The organism is Paraburkholderia heleia NBRC 101817, assembly GCF_000739775.1.
GTDB lineage: Bacteria > Pseudomonadota > Gammaproteobacteria > Burkholderiales > Burkholderiaceae > Paraburkholderia > Paraburkholderia heleia.
In genome coordinates this window covers 102,351-125,609 of record NZ_BBJH01000026.1, presented here as the reverse complement: position 1 = coordinate 125,609, position 23,259 = coordinate 102,351, and the positions used below count along the sequence as shown (strand labels likewise).

Sequence of the window (23,259 nt, the reverse complement as noted above, 5' to 3'; positions counted from 1 at the left end):
CGCATTTTAAATGCAACCGCCATGCGGCAGTGCATCACGCAACACGGAAGATGCAATGACTCTACAGCTATCCTCGCAGGCGCTCAGCCCTTCGGAGTATATTGCGCGGCATCTGCAGAATTTCGCTTCGTCCGCGCCGGCGTCGGCGATCGTGGATCAGCATCCGCACTGGTTCGTGTGGAATGAGAGCGTATTCGCCGTTGCGGCCGTTTGGTTCGTTGTGCTCGCATGCATCGGTGCGCGCCGCGACAGATGGGCGCTCTTTACGCTGATTCCCGGGGTGTCGTTCGGCCGGCGTCTTTATCTCTGGTGGTCATGCGCCTGGCGTCAGTGGCTTGCGAGCGCGCTGCTCTTCGTGGTGGCGTTCTCCGTGTTGCGTTTATCGCCCGGAAAGATTGCAAGGCCGCTCATGGCGTTTGCCGCGAACCGGGTTCCGCACGACCTCGCGCAATCGTCGCCGGCCATTTCGCTTGTGGTTGCGGGCATGCCTTTCATCGTGCCCATGCTCGCTTATGTTCTGCTTAGCCTGCCGCTCGTGGGGTACATGGTGCGACGCGGCCTGGCCGCGCACGCCATGCCCGTGCCCAGGCGTTTCGGCTTCTGGCGCGCAACGCTGCTCGGCTTGATGACCTATGCGTGGACCTTGCCGGGCAGCCTCGCCATTGCCAATGTGGACGTTTCCTCCGCGCATCCACTCGCGAACGCATTGCGCGCGATACTGCTCGTGGCCTGGGGCATGTATATCGTGCTGCCGCGCCAGGCGCGCAGCGTCGCGCGCCTGGCCCTCCCCCAGAGCCTCCAGGCAGTTACGTGACGGGATTCGCGTGCTGCGCGCCGAACTGCAGCGCCGCAAGCTGCGCATAAAGCGGCGAACTTTGCAACAGGTCCGCATGCCGGCCTTGCGCCACGATGCGGCCCTGCTCCATGACGATAATGCGGTCGGCTTGCTGCACGGTCGCGAGACGATGCGCGATGACGAGCGTCGTGCGGTTCTGCGCAGCGTTGTCCAGCGCCGTTTGCACGAGGCGTTCGCTGGCGGCGTCGAGCGCACTGGTGGCTTCGTCGAGCAGCAGAATGGGCGGGTTCTTGAGAATCGCGCGCGCGATGGCGATGCGCTGCCGCTGCCCGCCTGAAAGGCGCACGCCGCGCTCGCCGAGGAAGGTGTCGTAGCCTTGCGGCAGTTCCTCGATAAAGCCGGCTGCCGCCGCCATGGCGGCGGCGCGCTGGACGGCTTCGAGCGTGGCATCGGGCGAGCCGTAGCGGATGTTGTCGAGCACGCTGCCCGAAAAGATCACCGACTCCTGCAGCACGACGCCGATCGCCTGACGCAACGCCGCGAGCGACACCTGTTGCGTCGGGACGCCGTTGATGCTGAGGCCGCCCGATTGCGGATCGTAGAAGCGCAGGAGCAGTTGAAAAAGCGTGGTCTTGCCCGCACCCGACGGACCGACCAGCGCGACATGTTCGCCCGGGCGCACGTCGAGCGAGAAGGCGTCGAGCGCGGCAATGCCGGGGCGCGAAGGGTAGGAGAAGCCAACGTTGTCGAAGCGGATGCCCGCGCCATGAGCGGGCAGCGGCACGGTGGCCGCCGCCTGCGCTACGGGCGAGCGAGCGGCGAGCAGTTGCAGCAGCCGTTCGGTGGCGCCCGCGGCGCGTTGCAGATCGCCCCATACTTCGGCAACGGCGCCCACGGCGCCGGCCGTGAACACCGCGTAGAGAATGAACTGGGAGAGCTGGCCGGCGCTCATCTGGCGGGCCAGTACCGCCTGCGCGCCGAGCCAGAGCACGAACACGACGGCGGCGAACACGAACACGATCACCACGGCCGTCAACCCGGCGCGCGCCCGAATGCGTTTGAGCGCCGTTTCAAAGGCCATCTCCACGGCGCCGCCAAAGCGCTTCGACTCGAACGATTCCTGGGCATACGACTGTACGGTGGGCATGGCGTTGAGCACCTCGCCCGCCAGGGCGCTTGCACTCGCGACCTTGTCCTGGCTCGCGCGCGAAAGCCGCCGCACGCGCCGCCCGAAGATGACGATAGGTGCGACCACAACGACCAGTGTCGCGATGATGTAGCCGGACAGCACGGGGCTCGTCGCGACAAGCATCGTCACGCCGCCGACCGTGAGGAGCACGTTGCGCAGGCCCAGCGAGAGGCTGGTGCCCACCACGGCCTGGATCAGGGTCGTGTCGGTGGTGAGACGCGAGAGCACTTCGCCCGTTTGCGTGGTCTCGAAGAACTGCGGGCTCATGCGTATCACGTGGTCGTACACGGCGCGCCGCAAGTCGGCCGTGACCCGCTCGCCCAGCCACGAGACCCAATAGAAGCGCAGCGCCGTCGCCGCGGCGAGGATCAGCGAAACCACGAAGAGCGCGATGAAATAGCGGTCGATATGGGTGCGATCCCCGCTGGCGAAGCCACGGTCGATCAGGTACTTGAACGCCACCGGGAGAGCCAGCGTCGCACCCGCCGAGGTCAGGAGCGCGAGGAAGGCGAGCGCCCAGCGCCCCGCATAGGGGCGCAGGAAGGGCAAAAGCGCGAAGAGGGGCGCGACGCGCGAAGGGCGGCGGCCGGCGATATCTGGCATGGAGCTTCCTGGCGGATCGACAATGAAGGGATTGTGCCAGCCGTGGCAGGAGGAGGCAGGGCGAGGCTGGCTGTGGGCTGGCTTACTGCGTGCCCGGCGCGGCTCCATTGCGCAGTTGCTCGCGCTCTTCCGGCGTCATGTGCTGCCACTGTTGCCACTGGTGCCAGTGCATGCGCCGGCGGCAGCCGCCATGCCCGCGGAATCCGCCGAACAGGATCCGGCAGAGCACCAGCAGGCCGATCGCGCGTGGATAGTCGATGGCATGCGCGTTGGCCACGATTGCCGGTGCGATCCAGTTCCACAGGCCCATGACGATCCCGCCCAGCAGAGCGATGACCGCCGCCATCAACAGCGCCTTGACGAATATCTTGCGGCGAAGCTTCATACCATTTCTCCTTCGGTTCAAATTTCGAGGTCTTCCCATGACGCACGCAAACGTTCGCGCAGATGCAGCACCGCATAGCGTTTGCGCGCCAGCAGCGTATTCACGCCAACCCCGGTCGCGGCTGCCAGCTCCTTGAAACCGCGCCCCTCCAGCTCGTGTGCGATGAACACCTCGCGCTGGCTGGCGGGCAATTCGTCGAGTGCGGCGCGCAGTGCGCCGAGCATTGCTGCGCGCTCGTAAGCGGCCTCGGGGCCTGCGTCGGGCGAGGGCAGCGCGAGGTCGAGGCGGTACGCGCTTTCGTCCTCCTGCGGCTCCACGAGCGGCACTTCCCTGCGCTTGCGAAACCGGTCGACGATGCGGTTTCGCGCCACGCGAAAGAGCCACGCGCCGACCTGTTCGATGGGCTCCGGCAGCCGCCACGCCTGAACCAGTTCCTCGAATACGTCCTGCAGAATGTCCTCGGCTTCGTCGTGGTCGATCACGCGGCGGCGGATGAAATTGCGCAGCCTCGGGCGCTCGCGCGCGACCGTGTCGGCGATCTCGCGGTCCTGCGTACTCGGCGGGCTGGGGGTGGGCGGCGGTTCCATACCCGTGTAGACGATCCGGAAAGAGAAATATTGTGACGCGCCGTCTCCGATTTTATGTGGCATGAATAATCCGCTAATCAAGGACGGAGACAGCCCCATATTTATTGACATCAGTCACTATATTTCGGTCACAATGCAGCATCGAACAAGACCAAACCATTCACACGCTATCGGTCATGCACCTTCACGAGCCTGGCAGCGGTACTGCGTCGAAAACTCTGGAACGCCTCGCGGACCCCGGGCAGCTGCCCCTCGAAACGCCGCTGCCATTGGCGGTGTTTCACCATGACGGAACGATGCTGCTGCCGCAAGGCGGGGTGCTGAACAGCGAGCAGCGCGAGTTCCTCTTCGCGCACTTCCAGCCTTATCGCAACACGCCAGAGGAGGCGAGCCTCGCGGACACGCAAGACGGCCTCGCCGATCGTGGCGAGCGGGGCAAAGCGCCGTTGAAGCTGGACGACATGCATCTCGCCATTGGCGCGCTGCTGGGCATACGCAGCCAGGCCGGTACGGGGCGCGAAATGCTGCCGTGCCGGCTGATCGGTTTCCGGCCGGGCGGCGCGATGTTCGTCACGCCACCCGCTGCGGGCACGCCCGCGTGGGAGCCGTTCCAGGGCGAGCAGGTCGAGATCGTTGCGATCGCAACACAAGCGGTGTTCTGGCTAGTCTGCACCGTCGAGGCGGTCTGCACCCATCCGTTCCGCTATCTCGTGCTCTCCGAACCGGGCACGATTCGCCGGCTGCGCGAACGCCGGGCCGTGCGCGTGCGCACGCAACTCGCGGTGCGCTATGGTGTGGACTTGACGGGGTCGCAACTGGACCGGCTCGGCATTGGCTGCGATATCAGCGTGCTGGGGATGTCGCTCGCCGCCGGCCGCAAGATCGGCGAGGTCGGCGAGCGCATTTGCGTGGTGTTTCCCATCGAAGCGGGCAACGTGGGGGCGACGTTCCAGGCCGTCGCCGTGATTCGCAATCTGCGCGCCGATACTCCTCAGGCAGGACTCACCTTGCACGGACTGGAATTCGACCCGCTTTCCCCCGAGAGCCAGGTCGCCCTCAAGACGTTCGTGTTCGATCGGCAGGACGCCGTGTCTTACTGGGCTGGCATGCCGACCTGAAGACGTTCCGCGCGTGTGGCGCCTGATTGCGGTTAATTCCGCTGACTGCGCTTTGCCGCCACTGCGCTTTTCTTTGCGGCCGCCGCAGCGGCCGCGGTTTTCGCGGCGGCCTTGTCGGTCGACACAGCGGGCGCGGCGGCGAGTGTGGCGCCCTGTGCTTTCGCTGTCATGTGTTCGGCGATCAATTCGGTCTGAAACCGGTTGATCGTGTCGGGGTCCGTAAAGATGGTCTGCGTGTTGTTTTGCGCCAGGTAGCCCGGGCCTCCCGGTATACCCTTGATGACGAACGTGCCCTCGCCGGCCGCGGACCAGTTCACCGATCCCTCGCCGCCCACCTTTCCGTCGGCCACGAATCCCTTCGTATGACTGATTTGATGGGTCGCCGATTCGCCTATCGTAAAGAACGTGTTGAATCTGGCCGGGTCCCGAGCGATATCGGACTCGAGTAGTTTCTTTTCATGCACGCCGCCTGCCTGGCTTTTGTCGAGCGTGATCATCATGGCGATGGTCGGGTCGAGTGCCTGCTGCATGAGGATGTCGTTGAGCTCTTCGTCGTCGAATCCGAACATGTTCATGTAAAGCGAAATGCTGGCGCGGGAAAGGACATACTTCAGGATGTCGTGAACGTCGTCGCGCCCCACGTAGAAGAGATGGAAGTCCTTGCTCGCCGTGCTCGAGTAGCTTTTCTCGCGGGTGTATTGCTGCAGTTCGAGCAGATCGAAGGTCTGCAGGGTTTGCGTGACGTCGGATATGACGTTGCTCGCACTCACGTTCTCAGCCATTTCAGGTTTCCTCGTTTGGGTCAGTGCAACGGCCGGGTATTCGAACCCGAAGGCATGGGCGTGAACGTGCAATCCGGGTCTTTGTGAGCGGGATCTTTGCAGCAGGCCAGCAAGGCAGCGACCGACGCGACGTTTGCCTTGTCCCACTGCTCATGGCTCATCGCGTTGTCGGTCGGCATCCAGTGGTTCAGGGGATAACGGTTGGCGAGCGAGTCGTTTCCCGGCGCTTTCAGCTTGCCGACCGAAAGCCCGAGATAAACCGTACAGCTCTGCTCGCTGCCAATGCGGTGGCAGCCGATGCAGGTGTTGCCCGGTGTGCTCATCGTCATGAGGTGATAGGGCAAGAAAGCCTGTCCGATGCTCGAATACTTCCCCCATGGGTCCGTGGGTACCTTGTCCCACACTTGCCCGATATACGGGCTGAAGATGAACGGTCCCGCGTCGTGGCATTTGAGGCAGGTGGGCTGTTTGGAGGCGACCACGGCGGGTGTTGTCCAGAATTCGACTGCGGACGGTTGTCCGGAAGGCGGCTTTCTCTCGTTTGGCGGCGGCACACGTGTCGCAACGAACCCACTGCTCGTCGGCGCGTCAGCTTGCGATTTCGGCAATGGCGGGGGCTTCGACGCGAACCAGCAGGTTTTGCCGTTACCCGAGTGATGCATGACGACGACAACGCCGTCATAGCGCGGGTCCTTGTCGGGGCGCAGCACGTCGCGACGGCAGTACGCGGAAATTTGCGTGTTGCCGCGCGATAGATTCAGAATTTTCGAAAACGGTATGCATTGACCTTTTGCTTCTGAAGCCGGGCTCAGCAGTGAGGGTTTGTCGCATCGCGTAGGGGAGTCATTCGGCCCCGGCGGTTTCCCATCGATCGTAATGGGAATATCGGTCCCGTCATTGCAGTCGAATGGCGGGATTGCGCCTATTTCCCTCACGCATTGATCGGCGTATTCGAGCAAGGTCTGCTCGTGTGCAAAAGCAGCAAGCGGCGCGGCGAAGAGGAAGCACAGAGCGAACAGCCGGGCGCGGACAAACATGTCATCCTCCGCTTTTCATCTGCACTAGCGCGACTTTGCGAATCGCTTCGCGATACTTCACATAGCCTGTGCAGCGGCACAGGTTTCCCCCCACCCAGGTGTCGATTTCCGCTTCGAGCTGGTCCGCGCCGATACGGTACGCCTTCACGTGCTCGAGCATGGCGCTCGCCGCCATCAGAAAGCCGGGCGTGCAGTAGCCGCACTGAAACGCGAAAGACTCGAGGAACGTCTGCTGCAGCGGAGAAAGCCGGTTGCCGTCCGCGAGGCTCTCCACGGTATAGATATGTTGATTCGCGACCGCGCTCACGGGCGTGACGCACGCCAGGGTCTTTTCCATCAGCGCGTCGCGGCTGCTGCGCAGGCCTACGGTGCACGCGCGGCAGGCGCCAATGCCGCAGCACACCTTGGTCCCCGTCAGGTCCATCCGCTCGTGAAGATATTCGGCGAGACTCATGTCGGTATCGGCTGCCGGTACCGTGACGGCGCGCCCGTTCACGTGAATCTTGACGTCGGCTTCGCTCACTTCAGGGCCTCGCGTATCTTGTCGGGCGTGATGGGGGTTTCCCTGAAGCGATGCCCGGTTGCCATGGCCAGCGCGTTCACCAGCGCCGGCGCGATGGGACACATCACGGCCTCGCCGATGCCGCGCGCGCTGTGACGGTCCCCATCCGGCGGCGGCAGCGCGATCAGTTCCTGCTGCGGGACGTCGGTCATGCGCGTGATGAGGTAGCGGTCGAGATTCCATGTGCCGTTGCCGGGACCGTGCTCGCCGAGCGGACACGCTTCGCTCAGCACATTGCTCATCGCCATGGCTACCGCACCTTGCGACTGGCCTTGCACGATCTCAGGACAGATCAGGCGGCCGGCGCTCAGCGTCGTGACGACATGTTCGACCTTTACGTGCCCGCTTTCGGGATTCACGGACACCGCGACGAGCGCTGCCGAAGGCGCATAGTTCGTGCGCCCGTAATTGAACGTATCGTGTGGCGGAAGCAGCTCGCCTTGAGGCAAGCTCTTGAGATTGTGCGTGTCGGGGCCGACGGCTATGAAGTCGCAGTCCATCTCGAAGACGCCCGACGCGAACGTGTACTGGCTTCTCCAGAACCCGCCGGCATAGGTGACATGGGCGGCGGCCACGGTAGGCAACTGCTGGCGGTTGATCTCGTCGAGCAACGCGGGCCAGCTGATTGCCGGGTGACCGACGGCGGTCAGCTTGCCGCTCGTCCACTTGAGGTCTTGCCGCTCGACGTGCGGGTTGCGCCATAGTGCGCGCGCCGCAGGCAGCACGCTTTGCAGCATCAACGCCATCGCGGCGCGGTCCACTGCCTGAAAGTGATGGAACGCACCAAGGCAGGCGCTCGAAGAATTAAAGGGGCCCGAGATCGGTTTGCTGCGGCGATCGCCGAGGATGCCCAGCTTTGAGTAATCGAAACCGGGTATCTGAAACGCGTCGACTTCGTTCATGGTGATTTTTTGCGCGTTCTGCCCGAGGCAAGCGGCAGGCGCGAGGGCTAGCGTAGTCGCCGCGCCATTGCCCATGTCCGTGTAGTGCGTGAGTACATGCAGGCCCGCGTCCGGCTGAATCTGCACCATGGCAAATACGGCGTCCTTGCCGGTGCCGTATGCCTGATTCGCCATGGCGAGCCCAACGCCATATCGCAACCCGAGCGTGCTTCGTTGCGCGCGCGCGTTTTCCCGGTTGCGCCATAACTCGTGCGCCTCGAGCCGGTTCAGCAGGTCGGCGAGTTGCAGGTCGAACAGAATGGGGGCGCCAGTGAGCGTTTTGCCGTGCTTCCTGCGCAGCAGGTTATTGCGCCGGATGTCGAATGGACTTTTGTGCAGCGCCTGGGCGGCCTCGTCCATGAGCGTTTCGATGGCGAGGTAAGCCTGAGGACCGCCGAAGCCGCGCTGCGAGCCGCCGAACAACGCTGGCGTATAACTCACGGAGCTTTGGGCAATGGCGCGCGGAATGTCGTAGCAACTCATGGCGCTCATGGCGGCAAGGTCGCCAACGGCGCCCGTGAGATTTTCCTTGCCGCCGCCATTGAAGCTGAAGGAGCTGACAAGCGCCTGGAGCTTGCCGCTACCGTCGAGCCAGATGGACTCCGTGAAATCCGTTTCTGCTCGTTTCAACCCGACCTGAAACTGTTCATGGCGCGACTGCTGCCAGCGCAACGCCCCCTTCGCGAAAGGCGCGGCGAGCGCAAGATAAACGGGAAAATTCGATTCGTCACGGCCGCCGAATCCGCCGCCTGGGTAGCAGCTGATCACGTGAACGTGCTTGACGTTGATATTGCTGTCCTTGAACACCTTGCCTGCGGATGTGCAGTCGGCGCGCGGGGACTGTGTGCCGAGCACGAGATTCAGACAACCGGAATCCGCCTGAAACCACGCCAGTCCCGACTCCGGTTCCATGAAAACGGGATCGATTGCGGGCGTTTTGAAGGCGCCATCGAACTGGTGCCAGGCCCTGCTGTCGACTCTGGCGCCGGCCAGATTGAGAATGCCTTTACCAACGTCGTTGCATTGGGCGGCGAATGTCTTGTCGGCGTGGCCGCTGCTCTGGAGATTCGAAAACGACCTGGCGTCGTCGCGCACATAAAGCTTGGACGCGGACGCATACAAGGTCGTCGTGGTGCTTTTTGGCACCGTTGCTCCGTAGCGGATCACCGACTCGTTGAAATCGAGCCGTTTCTTTGCGCGGCGATACGTATCGAAGTCTTCGAAGATCAATAAGGCGACGGGCTGACCGTAGCAATTGGCGGGTTTGCCCTTCTGCGCGAAAAGATAGATATCTTCGTTGGCTAGCGGATCTTTCCCGGCAGCGAGATAGATGCGATTGTCGTTCAACGTCTGGTTCGATACCACGGCGATCGGCCGAAGATCATGCGGCAATACGCTCAGGTCGAAGTCTTCGAAATTCTTGTCCACGCAATTGCATCTGAGAGCGTAAAGCCAGTTTTCTTCTTTTGGCCAGCCGTCGAAGTCGCGCGCCTTGTAATCGCGCGCGTAGAGCTTCGCGCCCGTGACCTTGCTCACGCCCTCGATGCGCCAGCGCGCCTTGCCAGGCTCCGGCGCCCAGTCGGGTGGGCCATTCGGTGCCGGTGGTGCGGCGTGTGCGCCCGTCGCCGCTTTCGCGGCTGGGCCAGCCGCGAAAGCGGTAATGGAGCTGACTGACATCGTGAACGCGCCGCTCCCCATGGCCTTGAGGAATGTCCGGCGAGTGATCGGCACATCGCAAGCCATGTTGCCTCTCCAGGCGAGACCCGCAGCGTAATCTGCGTTATTTCATGTCGCGCGCTACGCGGAATCCATTGGCTTCGTAGCGTACGCTGCTGTCGTATTTGAAGCGCGTGGCGGCGAGCATATAGCCCGCGCCGTCGCGCCACGATCCGCCGCGGATCACGCGCGTCTGGCAGTTGGGCTCGTCCCACGAATGGCCGTCGTTCGGCGCGTTCTTGTACGAGTTGTGCCAGCAGTCGCTGACCCATTCCCACACGCCGCCGGCCATGTCGTAGAAGCCGAACGCATTGGCCGGAAAAGAGCCGACGTCGTCGGGCGCCTCGACGTGCCACGGCGGGCCACAGTCCTTGCAGTTCGCCGTTCCCTTGCGCATGTCGTTGCCCCACCAGTAGCGCGTTTCGGTGCCGGCGCGCGCGGCATATTCCCATTCGGCCTCGGTCGGCAAGCGGTAGGGCTTGCCGCTGACCTTCGAAAGCCATTTCACGTATTGCTGCGCGTCGTCCCAGCTCACGTCGCGCACGGGGGCGTTCGGCGAGGCGTTGTTCTCACTCGACAGGCGCGGGCAGGCGCCGGCGGCCACGCACGCGTTCCACTGCGCCACCGTCACCGCATATTTCGCGAGCGCGTAGCTATGGCTGATCGTCACGCGGTGCGCGGGCCGCTCCGAGGCGTCGTCGGTGTCGATGCCCATGGTGAAGTTGCCGGGCGTCACCGCGACCAGCACCGGACAAGATGGGCAGTCCTGAATGTCGTGCGGACCCGGCTTCGAAATGGCAGGGTTGCCCTTCGCGGCGACAGCCGCAGCCGCAGCCGCTGCGGCGGCCGGCGGTGCGGACGCGGGCGCTGCCTTGGTCTGCGCGGCTGGCGGCGTGGGTGGCAGGGCCGCGGGGGCGGGCGGCGTCTTCGCCTGAGGCGCCGGCGCGGGAGCGGGTGGGGGCGCTGCGGCAGCGGGAGTGCTGGCCGGGTGCAGGGCGGGCGTAGCGGACGTAGCGGGCGTAGCGGACGCCGCAGCGGGTTTCGATGCCTCCGCACGCAAACGCGTCAGGCGGGCTTGCGCGAGCGGCGCGAAGCGTCCGTTCGGATAGGCCTTGAGATACGCCTCGTAGTCGCTCGCGTATTGACTGTCCTTGATCGAATTCCAGAACGTGATTTCGTATTCCTGGGAAGTGTCTTTCGGCATCAGGCCGACTCGCACGATCGCGACGCCATAGCGTTGCCGGGCTGCGCCGGCTGCGGCGGTGCGCTCATGCGCGGCGTAGGCGGTTGCGTACCGGCCACGGTCGTGCCGCCCGAAAGACGGCTGCTCGTGTGCCGAAGCCGAACGGCCATGCACCGCCGGCGCGGCCGGGCGTGGCGTCGAGGTCAGGCCTAGCGAGATCAAGAGGCACACAGGCAACACTAGCCGCCACATGTTCGTTCTCCCTATCAGGTGCCAACCCGGGTGCCGACCGAGGTGCCAACCCAGGTGTCACGCCTTTCAATGCCGACGGTGCGCTACCCCGCAGCAGTCGCCAGCCGCGCTAGCGTGAAACGCGGGCGCGCCGCCGGCACAGGCACTGCCTGCGCACAACTACAAAATAGCACGCACGCCGCGCGATGCAGTAGCTGGGTGCCACCCACACGCGCTGCGCCGATTTATCCCCGTCGGCTTGAATCCGTCCTAAGCTGTAGAACACGCACCGAACTCCAAAGCCGCCTGCTGTCCGCCGAACAGTCTGCCGAACAAGGAGCACGAAGATGCAACGAAGAACAACCCTGTTGGCCCTGGCAGCGACCGTTCTGATGCCGCGCCTCGCGTTTGCCGAGCGCACCCCGTCGCCGCCCGGCGCGGAGGTCTACATCATCTGGCCGCCGGACGGCGCGACGATTCCCACCGGCAAGTTCTGGGTGCGCATGGGCCTGCGCAACATGGGCGTCTGCCCCAAGGGGATCAACAAGGCGAACACGGGCCATCATCACTTGCTCATCGACACGGACCTGCCGCCGCTCGATCAGCCGATCCCGTCGGATCGCAATCATTTGCATTTCGGCGCGGGCGAGACGGAAGCCCGGGTCGAACTTCCGCCGGGCAAGCACACGCTGCAGTTGCTGATGGGCGACTACAACCACGTGCCGCACGATCCACCGGTGTACTCGAAGAAGATCACGGTCACGGTCAAGTAGCGCAGGACATCCGTCTTTAGCCGCAGCGCAAAAGAAGCGGGAGTGCACGCCATGAACAGGTTCCTCGTTTTTGCTGCCAGCCTCGTGCTGCTCGCGGGCGGTGCGGCGCATGCAGGCACGACGCCGGCCGACCCGAACGCGCACGTTTATATCGGCTGGCCCAACGACGGCCAGGTGTTGCCGGCCGGGCGCCCATTTCGCGTCTGGTTCGGCCTGCGCAACATGGGTGTGGCGCCTGCGGAAGTCGAGTTTCCCAACACGGGCCACCACCATCTGCTCGTCGATACGGACCTGCCGCCGATGGATCAGCCCATTCCATCCGATCGCAACCACCTGCACTTCGGCGCCGGCCAGACCGAAACCATGCTGCAGTTGCCGCCGGGCAAACATACGCTGCAGCTGCTGATGGGCGACGCGCACCACGTACCGCACAACCCGCCTGTGTACTCGAAGAAAATCACCATCTACGTTAAGTGATCCATACGATCCGCTCGCGCGCCCCGCAGCGCTACTCGAACGTTTGCGACGCTTTCATGTCATCCCGCGAACCGGTGTTCGCAGCGCACCAACATAAGTCGACCGACGAGTTGGCGCACGCCCATCACAACGCACGACGCGCGCGCGCCACGCGCCACGCCTGAGACTCCCGGCATTCCAGAACAGTCCTTATGCAACGGGCGTTGCGCCGACGTTCGCCCGCGCGCTCGCGTACCTGGCACGCCTCATGCCTTGTTGGACGCGAGCCCGCAACCTTGCAGCTCAAAACCCCAACACTGTTGCATCCATTTCTGGAGAACTGCCATGAGCAAGCTGATGATCGCCGACCTGAGCGTCGCACAGGAACTCGACCGCCGTGAAATGAGCGCCGTGCGCGGCGGCCTGGGCCTGTGGCCCGTCTACTACCCGACGATGCCGAGCGTGAAGGTCGACTCCACCAACTTCACCGCATCGCAGTTGATCGGCCAGACGAACACCATCCTGTCCAACACGGGCAACGACGTGGCGTTCGTGAACAACCTCCACGCTTCGACCAACCCCGTGCAAACGGCTCACAACACGATCAACTTCTGATCGTGCTGCCAGCCGTGGAGGCTTACCCGCCTCCACGGCGCCGCCTTCCACCGCCTCCGTTGCACACCGCTTCTTCGCCGCGACCTTCGCCGCCTTTTCCTTGAGGAGCCGATCGTGAACACACCGCTCCCGTCGTCCGCCGCACATGCAGGCCGCGGCGCGTCGCGCTGGCTGATCCGCGTCGTCGGAACGGCCGGGTTGTGTGCCATGGCGCTGTGCGGCTGCACGGATCTGAGTACGCCTGCGTACCGGCGCCCGGACATGCCTGAGAAGGGCGCCTGGGCGCATACGAGCCGCACGTTTTCCGCGGCCGATACGGTCAATCCGCAGTGGTGGAAAGCATTCGACGATCCCTACCTGAATACACTCATAGAAAAGGCGATTGCGGGCAATATCGATATCCGGGTGCTGGCTGCGCGCATTGGCGTGGCCGGCGCGCAGATCGGGGAAGTGCAGGCCGGTGCGCTTCCCACGGTCGACGCAGGCGCGGGCATCGACTATGAGAAGAGCACGGGGCTGGCGCTCTCGAAGACCTATAACGTCGCCACTCAGGTGAACTGGGACATCGATATCTGGGGCAAAGTCGAAAAAAGCGTGCAGGCCCAAAAGGCCGAGTATCACGCTAGCGAAGCGGATTGGCGTGCAGGCTATTTGACGCTCGTCGCGAATGTGGCGAGCACTTATTTCCAGATACTCCAGTTCGACGATCAGATCCGCGACGAGGAAGACACGCTCAAAAGGAACAAGCAGATTCTCACGATTTACCAGCAGATGTACGCAAACGGTGTCGCGCCCAAAACCGAGGTGCTGCGCCAGAGCGCGGAAGTCAACGGCGTGACGAACGAACTGCTGGAACTGCACCGTGAGCGCGATACGGCCGAAAACGCGCTTGCCACGCTGGTCGGCGTGCCCGCAGGCGAATTCAGGATGCCGTCAGGCCAGTTGCGCGAGCGCGTGAAGCTGCCGGACGTGCCCATGGGCCTGCCCGCGCAGCTGCTGGGGCGCCGCCCCGACGTGGTGGCTGCGCAGTACCGCATTCTCGAATCGTATGACGAAGTCGGCTCTGCGCGGCTCGCGCAACTGCCGACCATCAGTCTCACGGGCCGCGCCGGCACAGCCGCGTTCTCGCTCTCCGATCTGTTCAAGGTGTTCACGCTGAGCTTCATGCCGAGCATCGACTTCCCGATGTTCGACCCCAGCGTGCATGCCCATATCAAGACGACGGAGGCCCAGAGCAAGGTTGCCGAAGAGCAGTATCGCCAGGTGGTGTTTACGGCGTTCGAAGAGGTCGAGAACGCGCTCGTGAACCTCGACGCGCATAAAAAACAGCGCATCGAATTGCTGCAGCAGAACGAACGCCTGCGCACCGTCGCGGCGCAGGTCGAGGCGCAGTTGAAGGAGGGGCTCATGTCGCAGCTCGAAGTATTGGAGTCCGAACGTTCGCTCGCTAACGCGGAACAGTCGCTTCTCGCCAACCACGAGCTGATCCTGAGCGACACCGTCACCCTCTACAAGGCGATCGGCGGCGGCTGGCCCGACGTCGATGTCGCCAACGTGGCGTCGAGTTCCGCTGTGCCGGCAGCGCCCGTCAAGTGAGCGCGTCCGTTGCAACGGGCCGCGTCAGTTGTTTGACTCCAGCCAACAGTCGCCTACACTTTTCTCACACCCCGATCGCCATGTGCAAGGCGCACGGCTTCACACGGAGAGTCAGTGCGCACGCGGCGCTTGCGCCACGCGCGGCCTGGCTGACAACTGCTGATCGCTGGCGGAATCATGGTGCCTGACGCCGCTTCCATTGCCGAGAGCCAGACTTCGCTCGACCGGACGTTCGATATCGTGCTGCGGCCGATATCGCATGCGGAGCTGGGCGAAATCCGCATCGACAAGGACCTTTTCGCAGTCGGGCGGACACAGCCGCCTTTTGCCGCGGCGCGGCCCGAGGTCGTGGTCGATGTCTCGCGCCGTCACGCGCGCATCTTCTGCGAGGGCGCGGCGGCCTACGTGGCCGACCTGGGCAGCAAGAACGGCACCGCGGTCAATGGTGTCGAAGTCACCCAGAAGCCCCACGTGCTCAACGACGGCGACGAACTCAGCTTTGCCGGCGCGCTCGCGTTTCGCGTGAGCTTCGCGCCGCGTGCGGTGCGCGCGCCCGGGCGGGCGACCGTCGTGACGCTGACGCCGGAGCGTACCGATCTCGGGCTGCAGCAGATCGTGGTCACGAGTTTTCCGTTTCTGGTCAGCAAGGCCGACGAGACGTTCTCGCAGTACCACGACGCCTATCCGCATCAGGTGAATTATCTGTCGCGGCGTCATGCGCACATCTACGCCGAAGACGACGCGATGTATGTCGAAGATCTGGGCAGCACCAACGGCACGTTCCTCGACGGACAGCGGCTCGACGATCACGCGGTCAAGCTCGAAGACGGCCAGCGGATCGCATTTGGCGGCGAGCACTTCGTCTACCGGGTCGGTCTCGAAAGCACGAGTGGAAGCGATGCCACCGTAACGGCGACGCGCGAACGCCGCGCAGCGGCGCTCGCCGAAGACGCCGACCGCACGACCTTCATTGGCAGCGCGCACTCGTTTCTCGACATTTTCTGCACGCCTCCCACACCCGCGCAGGACGACGAAATCAACCCCGATGCGCCGCAACCCGCGCCTGAGCCGGGCCGCGACGCGCGACGCCGGCGCGGCAGGATCGAGGTTTTCCTGAGCGAGTTGAGCGAAGCGCTGGGCGGCAGCGGGAAGATCAACATGGGCGCGTTTGCGCGCTGGGGCGGCGGCGGGATTGCCATGATCCTCGCGCTCGTTGCGCTTACGTATTTTCAGGGCGCGCCGCAACGCGACATGCAGGCGTTGCTCACGAGCGGACAGTTCGAAAGCGCGGCGCGCATGGCCGATCAATATCTCACGCAGCACCCGAACGACAGCACGTGGCGCGCAATGGGGACGGAAGCGCTCATCAAGGCGAACGTGCCCGACTGGGTCGCCGCAATCAACGCGGGCGCATTCGACCGTGCGCGTGCCATCGTGGAAGACATGCGTACGCTCGCGCGTCACAATCCGGACGCCGCGCCGCTCGTGGAAAACATCGGCTGGATCGGCGCGCTGCAATCGTTCGTAGAGGGACGGGGCGGCCCGCAGGCGCCGATTCGCATCTATCGCGACGAAGCGCCGATCCATGCGCTGACGAGCCGCTGGAATGACGACCCCGGCGAGCATCAACGTGCCTTCGACCGGATCGCGGCCTATGTGCCGGCGTTTGCCGCGGTGTATGCGGATTCGCTCAGCCACTTGCGCAAGCTGCAGAGCGACGACTCGGTGTATGTGGCCGCCCTCGATCGCATCCAGCAGGCAATCGACAGCGCGCTCGCGAGCGACCGCTTCGACGCGCTCACGGCGATGCTGAGCGACTATGCGCAGCGCTACCCGCGCCTTGCCGGGCTCGATGCCGTGCGCGCCGACGTCGAGCAGTATCAGCAGATCGACAGCGAGGCGCACGCGGGCCATGTGCAGGCCGTGCACGACCGCCTGGCCGCGGCTCACTTCACCACGCCGCCGTTCGCGGCGCATGCGGGCGCGCTCGAAAAGCTGGCGCTGGCGGGAGGGCATGGTGAATCCGCGCCGGCTCATTGAGCGCGTGCGCCAGGCGCTCGGCATGCATGGGGGGCATGCCGTGCCCGAGCCGCCGCGGCCGCTTGGCGAAGCGCTGGGCGACCACAGCGAGGAAGGCGTGGCGATCCTCACCGCGCGCCCGTGGCGCCTCATCGAAGCCACGATCATCACGATGGTCGCGCTCGTGGTGTGCGGCCTCCTGTGGTCGTTCGTCGGCCGCGCCGATGTCATCGTGAGCGCGCAGGGGGCGCTTGCTCCGGAATCCGAAGTGCGCCGCATTTACGCGCCGGTGGATGGGGAACTCGTGGATATCTATATCGCCGAAGGTCAGCCCGTGGAGAAGGACGACGTCATTGGCCGCATCAACGCGCGCGGCGCGATCCAGGCGGCGACCAACGCGCTCGACGCGCGCCTGAAGCTCGACGACGCCGAGCGCGACTGGAAGGAGTTCCCCGAGAAAAAGGCGCTCATGGAGCGCAAGGCCGAGGCGCTCAAGGCGCAGATGGACGTGGAGGCGCATCTGCACGAAACGCGCGTAGCGGAAGGCACCAGCAAGCTCCAGCAGGCCGAAAACGCCCAGCTCGACGAAGCGCGCGGCAATATCGACAACGCGCGCCACGTGCGCGATCTCGCGAAAGAAGATCAGGACAAGTACGAGCGCCTGTTCGCGCTGCCCGGCGGCGGTGGGGTGTCGCAAAGCCAGGTCGAGGAAAAGCGCAGCGCGTTCTTGCAGGCCGATAACAACTACCGGATCGCGCAGGCGCGGCTTAGCGAATTGCAAGCGCAAACGAGTCACGAATTCGCCCAGGCGAAGGCCCAGCTCGAAGGCAGCGCCGGGCAGCTCACGTCGCTGCGCATCGAATACGACGCGACGGAGCGCGAAATCGCCAATACCGAAGACAAGCTGCGCCTGCAGGTGCAAACCGCCCGGCTGGCCGCCGACGCCGCGGCGCGCATCCGCTTCGAGAACATCGACAAGGACAACTTCCTGCTCGTGCTCGCGCCGGTCTCGGGCGTGATTACGGACGTGACGACGACGCAGCCCGGCGACAAGATCCAGGCGAACACGCCGCTGGGGGGCATTGCGCCGGCCAACGCGCGTCCGGTCGTGAAGGTGGCGATCGCGGAGCAGGACCGCGCGTTCCTGCACGAAGGCTTGCCCGTCAAGCTGAAATTCAACGCGTTTCCGTACCAGCGCTATGGCGTGGTGGACGGCACGCTCGAATATATTTCGCCGACCACGAAGCCGCAGGCGCAGACGAAGGAGCCGGTTTACGAGGGGCGCGTGCGTCTCGCGCGCGATCATTTTTCGATTGGGGGCGCGACGTATCCGCTGCGCTACGGCATGACGGCAACCGCCGAGATCGTGGTGCGCGAGCGGCGCCTGATCGATTTCGCGCTGGACCCGTTCCGGCAGGTCGCCGGATGAAGACACCAGCCAGTCCAGTATTCGGGAATCAGAACTCAGGGGAACGCAATGACGACAATCGTACGGATCGACGATGAAGCGATCGGCACGGATGATTTCATCCGCGTGCTGAAACTCACGGGGCAGTTCGAGAGCCTGGTCGAACAGCAGGTGCGCGACCGGCTGACAGTTATCGCCGCGAAGAAAATGGGCGTGAAGGTGGAGCCCGACGAAATCCAGCAGCGCGCCGACCAGTTTCGCCGCGTGCGTGGGCTGCACCGCGCGGCAGACATGAATCGCTACCTGGACGTGTTCGCTATCAGCCTCGATGAATTCGAGCGCTTCATTACCGACACGCTCTATCAGGAGAAGACCTTCAACCTGATCTGCAACGACGAGGCGGTCGAAATCTATTTCAAGCTCAATTCGCCGAAATTCGACAGCATCGAAGTGAGCCATATCGTGGTGGAATCGGAAGGCAAGGCACGCGAAGTCATGTCGATTCTGGAGGACGAGCCGCAGGCGTTCGGCGAGATGGCGCGCGAGCATTCGATCGCGGACACGAGCGAGCGCGGCGGCGTGATCGGCAAGGTGCTGCGCGGGTCGTTGAAGACCGATATCGAGGCGAAGGTGTTCAACGCGCAGGTCGGCGACCTGCTCGGTCCGTTTCCCGCGCCGGACGGCTCGTTCTTCGAAATCTTCTGCGTGACGGCAAAGCATCCGGCGTCGCTCGAAGCGGACGTGTCTTCCGAGGTGCGGCGGCTATTGCGCGAAGAGTGGCTCGCGGAGCGCGCGCAAGAACATATCATCGACGCGCACTGAACGCGCCGAGCCACGCAGATGGACACCCAGGCGCCCGCACCGGCTAGCGCGCCGTCGCTAGCGGATTTTCTCGCATCGGTCGAACCGCTCTCGCTCTTTTCGCGCGAGGAACTCGACCGTCTGGCCGCACAGGTGCAAACGTACAGCTACGCATTCGGCGACACGCTTTGCAAGCGCGGCGAGCCCGCAGCCGGACTCTATGTGATCCGCTCGGGGTCCGTGCGGCTCATCGCCGAAGAACGCGGCAAGGAAATGAGCCTCGGCGTGCGCAAGGAACGTGAGGTGTTCGGCGAAATCGCCATGCTGCGCGATTACTGGCACGAGGTGTCGGTGCGCGCTTCCGCGAAGACGGAGGTGCTTTGCATCCCGCGCGCGGCGCTCGAACCGCTGCTGGCCGCGAATCCGGCCGCGCAGTCGTTCGTGACGAGCTATGTGGCGATCAGCTCCGCAGGCGGCTTCGTCACGCGGCTTTTCGACCTGCGCGGCAAGCTTTCCCGCGCCGAACTCGAAGAGTATGTGTCGAGCGTGGGCGTCAAGCGCGTGAGCGCGGGCAAGGAGATCATCCATCAAGGCGCCGGTGGCGACATGCGCCTGTATGTCGTGCGTCAGGGCGAGGTCAGTATTGCGCGCGAGGAAGAAGGCAGCGTGTACCAGATCGCAAAGCTCGGCGCGGGGGAGATCTTCGGCGAACGCGCGTGCCTGCTTCGGCAGGATCAGCCCGCGACCGTGACGGCGCTCACCGATGTGCGCCTCCTGGTGATTCCCGAGAAGACCGTGCATTTCATGCTGGAGCGCAACCCAAAGCTGCGCGAGGTGCTGGAAGAGCGCGTGCGCTTCAATGAGCGCGAATTGCAGCGGCAGAAGAAGCTCGCCGAGCGCCGCAGCCGGCCCGTTGCCGTGGACAGCGGGGCGGACGCGACCTTCAGCGAGCGCGTGATCAAACGCTTCGTGCTGGTCGAGCAGGCAGAGGAGATGGACTGCGGCGCGGCATGCCTCGCCATGATCTGCCGGCATTACGGTATTCCCATGACGCTCGGCAAGCTGCGCGACCTCGCGAACGTCACGACGCAGGGCGCGACGCTGGACAGTCTCGCGCGCACCGGCGAGGCGCTCGGCTTCACCACGCGCGGGGTGCAATGCACGTACGAAGCCCTGCAAGGCTTCGAGCTGCCCTTCATCGCGCACTGGGAGGGCTACCACTATATCGTCGTGTACGGCGTGTCGAAACAGTGGGTGAGGGTGGCCGATCCGGCGCTCGGCTTCCGCAAACTGAGCGTCGAAGCGTTCGAGCGCGGCTGGAGCGGCACGTGCCTGCTGTTTACCGCGGGCGAGACCACGGGCGCGCAGGCGGCGACGCGCTCGCCGTGGGTGCGCTTCATCGGATACCTGCTGCCTTACCGGAAAATACTCGCCTACCTGTTTCTCGCGACCTTCGTCATCCAGCTGCTGGGCGTGGTGCCGCCGCTCATCATCCAGAACATTCTCGACAGCGTGATTGTTCACCAGAACGTGAGCCTGCTGCATCTCCTGATCGTGGGGCTCATTATTTCACACGTGTTTACGCAGCTCATGACGACGATACGCGCGCATCTATCGAATTTCATGGTGCGCAGTCTCGACTTCGCGATGATGTCGCAGTTCTTCAAGCACACCATGTCGCTGCCGTTCTCGTTTTTCGCGCGACGTAAAACGGGCGATATCTTCGCGCGTTTCCAGGAAAACCAGACGATACGCGCGTTTCTGACCGAATCGACCGTGACCACGGCGCTCAACCTGCTGATGATCTTCATCTACTTCACGATCATGTTCCTCTACAACGTGAAGCTGACACTGCTGCTGATCGCGTTCGTGATCCCTATCATGGCGCTCACCGCGCTGGCCACGCCTCGCATCAAGCGCTACGCGCGCGAGGTCTTTGCCGTGTCCACCGACGCGCGCTCGATGTTGATGGAGACGCTTGGCGGCATCGAAACCGTGAAGGGCATGGGGATAGAAAGAGCGGTGCGCCTGAAGTGGGAGCGCAAGTACGCGAAGTCGCTCGAAGTGCAGTATCGCGCGCAGGCGTTCAATATTCTCGTTGGTCTGGGCAGCCAGCTGCTCAACGCTGCGACCACGATCGTGATTCTGTGGGCGGGCGCCACGCTCGTGCTCGATCAGGAGCTGAGCATCGGCCAGCTCATTGCGTTCAACGCGTTCATGGGCAGCGTGCTCGCGCCTCTGATGGGTCTCGTCGGGCTCTGGAGCCTCATGAACGACGCGGCGGTTGCGATGGAGCGGCTAGGCGACGTGCTCGACATCGAGCCCGAGCAGAAGCCGGCCGACCTCGGTGCGCGCGTGCTGCTGCCCGACCTGCAGGGCGACATTGAATTCGACGGCGTGTATTTCCGCTATGGCGGCAGCGAAACGCCATACGTGCTGGAAAACATCAGCTTTTCGGTGGGGCGCGGCCAGATGGTGGCGATCGTGGGACGCAGCGGCTCCGGCAAGACGACGCTCGCGAAGCTGCTGGTGGGCTTCTATGCGCCTACCGAAGGCAAGATCAACGTGGACGGCTACGACATGGGCGCGATCGATCACGCGTACTTTCGCGCCCAGGTGGGCTATGTGATGCAGACGAACCTCGTGTTCTCCGGCACCATCGCCGAGAACATCGCGTGCGGCGATGCGACGCCGGACTGGCGGCGCATGGAGGAGGTGGCGCGCATGGCCGATGCGCACGCGTTCATCAGCAAGATGCCGCTCGGCTACGAGCAGGTGGTGGGCGAGCGCGGCATGGGCCTTTCGGGTGGGCAGATCCAGCGCCTTTGCATTGCGCGCGCGCTGTATCACGATCCGCGCCTGCTCGTGTTCGACGAAGCCACCTCGTCGCTCGACACGCAGTCGGAAAGCAACATCCTCTCGAACATGCACGACATACTGCAGGGCCGAACTGCGCTCATCATCGCGCACCGGCTGAGCACTATCATGCGGGCGGACAAGATCCTTGTGCTCTACGAAGGGGCGATCGTGGAGCAGGGGCGGCACGAAGAACTCGTCGAGCGCAAGGGCATGTATTACCAGCTAGTCCAGAAGCAGCTGGGAGCATCATGAAACTCTTCGACCCGCACGGATTCGGCAGCTCGGTTGTGTCGTATGCCGGACTGCTCGAGAAGATCGAGATCCTGCGTTCTACGCTGCGCTGGGCACCGCGGCTCGAGCGCACCGACATCGAAAAGCTCTTGAGCCAGTCGAACGCACTGCGCGACGAGGTCATGCAACTCTCGCGCAAGGAGCGCTTCGTCGAAGCGGCGGCCGAGGCGCCCGAAACGCTCGATGCCTTGGCAAGGCCGGACGCCCTCACGGCCAGCGCACACCGGCGGCGCGAGGCGTTGATGGAGCGCAGCTTCATATTCGAAGGCATATTCGGCGACAACCCGAAGCTGCTCGCCGCGCTGGAGATCGCGGAGAAGGCGGCGCCCACCGACTTGCCTGTGCTGATCGACGGCGAAAGCGGGACGGGCAAGGAATTGATGGCAAAGGTGATTCACGCCAACGGCGTACGCGCCGACCGACCATACATCTCGGTGAATTGTGGCGCGATCCCTGAGAACCTGCTCGAGTCGGAGCTGTTTGGGCATCGCAGAGGGGCGTTCACAGGGGCGTCGAGCGATCGCAAAGGGAAGTTCGAAAGCGCGCATACGGGGACGATCTTTCTGGACGAGATCGGCGAGTTGCCGCTGCAGGGGCAGGTGAAGCTGCTGCGTGTGCTCGAATCGCACGAGATTCAGCGCGTGGGCTCAGACGAACCTATTGGGGTCGACACGCGCATTGTTGCCGCGACGAATCGAAACCTGCGCGAACTCGCGGCGCAGGGGCAATTTCGCGAGGATCTTTTTTACCGGCTAAGCGTGATTCATGTCACGCTGCCTGCGCTGCGTGAGCGCAACGACGAAATTCCGCTGCTCATTGCCTATTTCGGCGATGAGGCTGCCGGGCAGCTTAAACGCCGGCCTGTGAAGCTCACGCCCAAGCTGCGTGATTTCCTGCTGACGTATGCTTATCCGGGGAATATTCGCGAGCTGCGCAATCTGGTTTATCGGCTTTCGTGCCTTGCGGGTGAGACGGCCGATATCGAACATCTGCCCGACGATATTCGGCCTAAGCCTGCTGCGCTGGCGTTGCGGGTGGTGGAGGCTGAGGCGGCCGGCGCGCCGCTGTCGCTTAGCGATGCCAAGCGCGCTGCGAGCGATGAAGCCGAGCGGGCGTTTCTCGAGCGTGGGTTGCAGGAAACGGGAGGGACGGTGGCGGAGCTTGCGAGGCGCTGTGATATGAATCGGTCGCATTTGCAGATGCTGCTCAAGAAGCATGGGATTCACTCGAAGGATTTTCGGCATGCCGAGAAGGTGAATCACGAGAAGCAATCTTGAAGAGCTGGTCTTCGTTTGGGTGTTTTTTGCGGTT

The 23,259-nt window shown here is 63.9% G+C and carries 19 protein-coding genes; 11 read left to right on the top strand and 8 right to left on the bottom strand.

Annotated features, from left to right (window positions below; genetic code table 11):
• Window positions 1-55 precede the first annotated feature (55 nt).
• A complete protein-coding gene (locus tag BHE01S_RS22090; protein WP_052406045.1) occupies window positions 56-814 on the top strand; it encodes a hypothetical protein in 759 nt (252 codons plus the stop codon).
• Here BHE01S_RS22090 and BHE01S_RS22085 read toward each other — a convergent pair.
• From BHE01S_RS22085 to BHE01S_RS22075, 3 genes are all read right to left on the bottom strand, one after another.
• Complete coding sequence (locus BHE01S_RS22085; protein WP_042267675.1) at window positions 807-2,588, bottom strand: ABC transporter transmembrane domain-containing protein; 1,782 nt, start codon at window positions 2,586-2,588, stop codon at window positions 807-809. The genes BHE01S_RS22090 and BHE01S_RS22085 overlap by 8 nt on opposite strands.
• Window positions 2,589-2,670: 82 nt before the next feature.
• Entirely contained in the window at window positions 2,671-2,973 is a 303-nt protein-coding gene (locus tag BHE01S_RS22080; protein ID WP_042267674.1) for a hypothetical protein, read from the bottom strand.
• 17 nt (window positions 2,974-2,990) lie between these two features.
• Complete coding sequence (locus tag BHE01S_RS22075) at window positions 2,991-3,560, bottom strand: RNA polymerase sigma factor (protein ID WP_042267670.1); 570 nt, start codon at window positions 3,558-3,560, stop codon at window positions 2,991-2,993.
• A 176-nt stretch (window positions 3,561-3,736) separates the two neighbouring features.
• Between BHE01S_RS22075 and BHE01S_RS22070 the strand changes: the two genes are divergently transcribed.
• Entirely contained in the window at window positions 3,737-4,678 is a 942-nt protein-coding gene (locus BHE01S_RS22070; protein WP_042267667.1) for a flagellar brake domain-containing protein, read from the top strand.
• Window positions 4,679-4,710: 32 nt separating this feature from the next.
• On the opposite strand, the gene BHE01S_RS39230 is transcribed toward BHE01S_RS22070, so the two are convergent.
• From BHE01S_RS39230 to BHE01S_RS22045, 5 genes are read right to left on the bottom strand one after another with little or no spacing between them, the layout of a single operon-like run.
• Window positions 4,711-5,460 (bottom strand): phospholipase D-like domain-containing protein, encoded by a 750-nt coding sequence (locus BHE01S_RS39230; RefSeq protein ID WP_063769101.1) that lies wholly within the window; start codon window positions 5,458-5,460, stop codon window positions 4,711-4,713.
• A gap of 20 nt (window positions 5,461-5,480) precedes the next feature.
• Complete coding sequence (locus tag BHE01S_RS22060; protein WP_042267665.1) at window positions 5,481-6,497, bottom strand: hypothetical protein; 1,017 nt, start codon at window positions 6,495-6,497, stop codon at window positions 5,481-5,483.
• Window position 6,498: 1 nt separating this feature from the next.
• Window positions 6,499-7,020 carry a (2Fe-2S)-binding protein gene (locus BHE01S_RS22055; protein ID WP_042267662.1) on the bottom strand — a complete coding sequence of 174 codons (522 nt, stop codon included), beginning with the start codon at window positions 7,018-7,020 and terminating at the stop codon, window positions 6,499-6,501.
• Window positions 7,017-9,743, bottom strand: a complete 2,727-nt coding sequence (locus tag BHE01S_RS22050; protein WP_042267660.1) for a xanthine dehydrogenase family protein molybdopterin-binding subunit — start codon at window positions 9,741-9,743, stop codon at window positions 7,017-7,019. The genes BHE01S_RS22055 and BHE01S_RS22050 overlap by 4 nt, the downstream gene beginning before the upstream one ends.
• Before the next feature lie 37 nt (window positions 9,744-9,780).
• Complete coding sequence (locus BHE01S_RS22045) at window positions 9,781-11,151, bottom strand: formylglycine-generating enzyme family protein (protein WP_084069096.1); 1,371 nt, start codon at window positions 11,149-11,151, stop codon at window positions 9,781-9,783.
• A 326-nt stretch (window positions 11,152-11,477) separates the two neighbouring features.
• On the opposite strand from BHE01S_RS22045, the gene BHE01S_RS22040 reads away from it, so the two are divergent.
• From BHE01S_RS22040 to BHE01S_RS22000, 9 genes are all read left to right on the top strand, one after another.
• A complete protein-coding gene (locus tag BHE01S_RS22040; protein ID WP_042267658.1) occupies window positions 11,478-11,903 on the top strand; it encodes a DUF4399 domain-containing protein in 426 nt (141 codons plus the stop codon).
• A 51-nt stretch (window positions 11,904-11,954) separates the two neighbouring features.
• On the top strand, window positions 11,955-12,380 hold the full coding sequence (locus BHE01S_RS22035; protein ID WP_042267656.1) for a DUF4399 domain-containing protein: 426 nt from the start codon (window positions 11,955-11,957) through the stop codon (window positions 12,378-12,380).
• Between the two features lie 324 nt (window positions 12,381-12,704).
• Entirely contained in the window at window positions 12,705-12,974 is a 270-nt protein-coding gene (locus BHE01S_RS22030; RefSeq protein WP_042267654.1) for a hypothetical protein, read from the top strand.
• 207 nt (window positions 12,975-13,181) lie between these two features.
• Window positions 13,182-14,570, top strand: a complete 1,389-nt coding sequence (locus BHE01S_RS22025; protein WP_052406052.1) for an efflux transporter outer membrane subunit — start codon at window positions 13,182-13,184, stop codon at window positions 14,568-14,570.
• A gap of 177 nt (window positions 14,571-14,747) precedes the next feature.
• Window positions 14,748-16,610: an FHA domain-containing protein gene (locus BHE01S_RS22020; protein ID WP_042267653.1), complete on the top strand. Its 1,863-nt coding sequence runs from the start codon at window positions 14,748-14,750 to the stop codon at window positions 16,608-16,610.
• A gap of 22 nt (window positions 16,611-16,632) precedes the next feature.
• Complete coding sequence (locus BHE01S_RS22015) at window positions 16,633-18,018, top strand: HlyD family efflux transporter periplasmic adaptor subunit (protein ID WP_042267720.1); 1,386 nt, start codon at window positions 16,633-16,635, stop codon at window positions 18,016-18,018.
• 48 nt (window positions 18,019-18,066) lie between these two features.
• The gene (locus BHE01S_RS22010; protein WP_042267650.1) at window positions 18,067-18,819 is read left to right on the top strand and encodes a peptidylprolyl isomerase; all 753 of its coding nucleotides are present in this window, start codon (window positions 18,067-18,069) and stop codon (window positions 18,817-18,819) included.
• Window positions 18,820-18,837: 18 nt separating this feature from the next.
• Window positions 18,838-21,909 carry a peptidase domain-containing ABC transporter gene (locus BHE01S_RS22005; protein ID WP_042267649.1) on the top strand — a complete coding sequence of 1,024 codons (3,072 nt, stop codon included), beginning with the start codon at window positions 18,838-18,840 and terminating at the stop codon, window positions 21,907-21,909.
• Complete coding sequence (locus BHE01S_RS22000; protein WP_042267648.1) at window positions 21,906-23,225, top strand: sigma-54 interaction domain-containing protein; 1,320 nt, start codon at window positions 21,906-21,908, stop codon at window positions 23,223-23,225. Before BHE01S_RS22005 ends, BHE01S_RS22000 begins: the two co-directional genes overlap by 4 nt.
• Window positions 23,226-23,259: the final 34 nt, after the last annotated feature.